The following is a 2679-nucleotide window of genomic DNA, read 5'->3' as shown; positions in this document are numbered from 1 at the left end:
ACGGCCTGCGGGAAACGATGGCCGATTCCCTATCCGGTCAAGCGAAAATCGATTCCGCCAGCCATACTGTTCCGGTGCCGACGCTACGCAGATGACGCCTTATTCCGCGTCGATCTGGTTCTGGGGCGCCGCTTTCTGGAAGGCCGGCAGCGCCATGCAGGCGGCGTTGATGCGCGCGATCGTCGGGTAGGGCGTCAGATCGACGCCAAAGCGGGCATTGCTGGCAATCTGTGCGGCGAGGCAGATGTCAGCCAGACCCGGCGCGTCGCCATGGCAGAATGTTCCGGTCTCCGCCGACAAGGCCAGGATCTTTTCAAGCGGCTGAAAGCCCTCGTTCACCCAGTGGCGGAACCAGTTGACGACGTCCTCGTCGCCGGCGCCGAACAGCGTGCGCAGCGAGGTCAGCACGCGCAGATTGTTCACCGGGTGGATGTCGCAGGCGATCATCTGCGCCAGCATTCTGACCCGTGCCCGACCGGCCGCATCCCCTGGCAATAGCGGTGGTTCCGGGCTGGTCTCGTCGAGGAATTCGATGATCGCCAGCGATTGCGTCAGCAGCGTGCCGTCGCCGAGCACCAGCGCCGGCACCAGCCCTTGCGGATTGACCGCGAGATAGGCTGGTTCGAGGTGCTCGCCATGGCGCAGATGATGCGGGATATAGTCGTAGCTCAGCCCCTTCATCTCCAGCGCGATCCGCACCCGGTAGGAGGTGGAGGAGCGATAGTAGTTGTGCAGGACGAGTTTGCTCATGCGCTCACTTCGGCTGGCCGATGGTTATTTCGATGGTGCCGATGCCGTCGACGCCGCCGGTCATCGTGTCGCCGGGGCCAACCGCGCCGACGCCTGCTGGCGTACCGGTGAAGATCAGGTCGCCGGGCTCGAGCTCCATCGCCTCGCTGCAGATCGACACGATATCCGGTATCGGCCAGATCAGTTCGGCGAGGTCGGCATCCTGCCTGACCTTGCCGTTGACGGCGAGCCAGATGCGGCCCTTCTGTGGGTGGCCGGATTCGTGCGCTTGCACCAACGGGCTGCAAGGGGCGGAGCGGTCGAAGGCCTTCGACCAGTCCCAGGGCCGGGCGGCCTTCTTGGCCTCGTCCTGCAGGTCGCGGCGGGTGAGGTCGATGCCGACGCCGTAGCCCCAGACATGGTCCAGCGCCTTGTCGCGGGGAATGCGGAAGCCGGCTTTGCCGATCGCGGCCACCAGTTCGATCTCGTGGTGCAGATTGGCCGTCAGCGGCGGGTAGGGGATAGCGGTGCCGGAATCGACCACCGCGTCGGCCGGCTTGGTGAAGAAGAAGGGCGGATCACGCTCGTCATTGCCGAATTCGCGGGCATGCGCCGCGTAGTTGCGGCCGACGCAGTAGATACGGCGCACCGCAAAACGATCGGACGAGCCGGCAACGGCCACCGATGCGGTTGCGGGCAGGGGAAGGACGAATTCTGTCATCAAGGGTCTCTGCTTGGTTGCCGGAACATTCGACCGATTTGGGGGCCTGGACAAGGCGATTTGGTCGAGAAAGTGCCGGCGGCACTTTCCGCCGGAGATGGCGATATACTATTTGGCAATAATCTGGCCATGGTGGAGAGGTTATTCTAATCGCTCACGAACTGAAATGAACCCCATGACCGCAACCCACGATCGCGCCCGGTTTCTGATCATCGACGACCATCCGCTGTTTCGTGAGGCGCTGCACAGCGCCGTGCAGATGGCCTATCCGGAAGTCGACACGGTGGAGGCGCGCTCGATCACCGAGGCGCTCGATCTTCTGGCCGATGCCAAGCCGTTCGACCTCGCGCTTCTCGACCTCTCGATGCCCGACGTGCACGGTTTTGACGGCCTGCTGCAACTCCGGACCCGCTATCCGCGCCTGCCCGTGGTGATCGTCTCTGGTTACGAGGAGCCGAAGATCATTTCCGAAGCGCTGTCCTATGGCGCTGCCGGCTTCATCCCGAAATCGGCGCGCAAGAGCGACCTCGCCGCAGCCATCCGCTCGGTGATGGAAGGCGCGATCTATGTGCCGGAGACCTACGAAGGCCGGCCGCCGGACGCCGACAGCGCCGACCGCGCCGACATGGTGCAGCGCCTGTCGACGCTAACGCCGCAGCAACTGCGCGTGCTGCAGATGCTGCGCCAGGGCCTGCTCAACAAGCAGATCGCCTACGAGCTGCAGGTGGGAGAGACCACGGTGAAGGCGCATGTCTCGGAGATCCTGCGCAAACTCAATGTCTACAGCCGCACGCAAGCGGTGATCGAGGTGTCGAAGCTGGACAATGCGGAGTTGTTTCGCGATCAGGCTGGGTTTTGAGCTTTTACCCTCCTCCTTGTGGGGAGGGTCGATCCGCGAAGCGGAGCGGGGTGGGGGTCTGCGCCGCACCCCACCCCGGCGCTCCGCGCCGACCCTCCCCATCGAGGGGAGGGTAACCCATCATGCGCCGCGCTCAAGAATTACGGTCACAGTGCACTATTTCGCTTCGGCCGCCTGCCCCGCTTCCGCGGTTCCGGTTTGCCCGAAAATCCTACCCAGAAATGCCTCGTTGCCCACCGGCCAGCCGATGCTCTCGGCCTTGCGCAGTGCGTCGAAAGCCGCGGCATCCATCTCGATCAAATCGAACCGCCCGACCGACGACGGCAACTGTGTTTCATCGGCCCCAACTCCGTGACGCCATCGGGCTTAT

The 2679-nt window shown here is 64.0% G+C and carries 4 protein-coding genes; 1 reads left to right on the top strand and 3 read right to left on the bottom strand.

Annotated elements, in window-relative coordinates; translation table 11 throughout:
- Positions 1–99: 99 nt before the first annotated feature.
- Together maiA and EOA22_RS30220 are read right to left on the bottom strand one after the other, a co-directional pair.
- The gene (gene maiA / locus EOA22_RS30225; protein WP_024503824.1) at positions 100–750 is read right to left on the bottom strand and encodes a maleylacetoacetate isomerase; all 651 of its coding nucleotides are present in this window, start codon (positions 748–750) and stop codon (positions 100–102) included.
- Between the two features lie 4 nt (positions 751–754).
- Positions 755–1450 carry a fumarylacetoacetate hydrolase family protein gene (locus EOA22_RS30220; protein WP_024503825.1) on the bottom strand — a complete coding sequence of 232 codons (696 nt, stop codon included), beginning with the start codon at positions 1448–1450 and terminating at the stop codon, positions 755–757.
- Positions 1451–1625: 175 nt separating this feature from the next.
- On the opposite strand from EOA22_RS30220, the gene EOA22_RS30215 reads away from it, so the two are divergent.
- Positions 1626–2309: a response regulator transcription factor gene (locus tag EOA22_RS30215; protein WP_024503826.1), complete on the top strand. Its 684-nt coding sequence runs from the start codon at positions 1626–1628 to the stop codon at positions 2307–2309.
- 156 nt (positions 2310–2465) lie between these two features.
- Here the strand turns inward: EOA22_RS30215 and EOA22_RS30210 are convergent, their stop codons facing one another.
- On the bottom strand, positions 2466–2636 hold the full coding sequence (locus EOA22_RS30210; protein WP_206521361.1) for a hypothetical protein: 171 nt from the start codon (positions 2634–2636) through the stop codon (positions 2466–2468).
- Positions 2637–2679: the final 43 nt, after the last annotated feature.

The sequence above is a fragment of the Mesorhizobium sp. M7A.F.Ca.US.014.04.1.1 genome, assembly GCF_003998745.1.
GTDB lineage: Bacteria > Pseudomonadota > Alphaproteobacteria > Rhizobiales > Rhizobiaceae > Mesorhizobium > Mesorhizobium ciceri.
Note: the sequence above shows the minus strand (reverse complement) of the source record. Positions and strands in the feature narration are given on the sequence as shown.

Coding starts and splice junctions, on each gene's coding strand:
- EOA22_RS30215 (WP_024503826.1), top strand. CDS start 1,626: ATGACCGCAACCCACGATCGCGCCCGGTTTCTGATCATCGACGACCAT.
- EOA22_RS30220 (WP_024503825.1), bottom strand. CDS start 1,450: ATGACAGAATTCGTCCTTCCCCTGCCCGCAACCGCATCGGTGGCCGTT.
- maiA (WP_024503824.1), bottom strand. CDS start 750: ATGAGCAAACTCGTCCTGCACAACTACTATCGCTCCTCCACCTCCTAC.